Source organism: Listeria swaminathanii, assembly GCF_014229645.1.
GTDB classification, from domain to species: Bacteria; Bacillota; Bacilli; order Lactobacillales; family Listeriaceae; genus Listeria; species Listeria swaminathanii.
The window spans coordinates 1-737 of sequence record NZ_JAATOD010000011.1 but is presented as its reverse complement, the minus strand read 5'-3'; the positions used below and the strand labels follow the sequence as shown (position 1 = coordinate 737).

Here is a 737-nt window from a genome sequence, read left to right as displayed (position 1 = left end):
GCACACGGTTTCAGGAACTGTTTCACTCCCCTTCCGGGGTGCTTTTCACCTTTCCCTCACGGTACTGGTTCACTATCGGTCACTAGGGAGTATTTAGCCTTGGGAGATGGTCCTCCCGGATTCCGACGGAATTTCACGTGTTCCGCCGTACTCAGGATCCACTCTGGAGGGAAAACCATTTCAACTACCGGGCTGTTACCGTCTTTGGCGGGCCTTTCCAGACCGCTTCATTTATAGCTTTCTTTTGTAACTCCGTATAGAGTGTCCTACAACCCCAAGAAGCAAGCTTCTTGGTTTGGGCTCTTTCCGTTTCGCTCGCCGCTACTCAGGAAATCGATTTTTCTTTCTCTTCCTCCAGGTACTTAGATGTTTCAGTTCCCTGGGTCTGCCTTCCTTACGCTATGTATTCACGTAAGGATACTATCCGACTAAAGATAGTGGGTTCCCCCATTCGGAAATCTCTGGATCAACGCTTACGTACAGCTCCCCAAAGCATATCGGTGTTAGTCCCGTCCTTCTTCGGCTCCTAGTGCCAAGGCATCCACCGTGCGCCCTTTCTAACTTAACCAATTTACTTCTACGAAGTAAAGGTTGTTTTTCTGATTTTCCGTATCAGCGATGATACATCCAATCAGATGAAAGATTCACTTTCAGATGATTCTCGGTTACTTGTGTCATAAATAATAAATTATCTATGCTAACTTTACTAACTTTCTTATCTAGTTTTCAAAGAACAA

1 rRNA gene is annotated in these 737 nt (G+C 45.6%); it reads right to left on the bottom strand.

The window, feature by feature from the left end:
• Nucleotides 1–568, bottom strand: a 23S ribosomal RNA gene (locus tag HCX62_RS13950); the annotation flags it as partial.
• Nucleotides 569–737 lie beyond the last annotated feature (169 nt).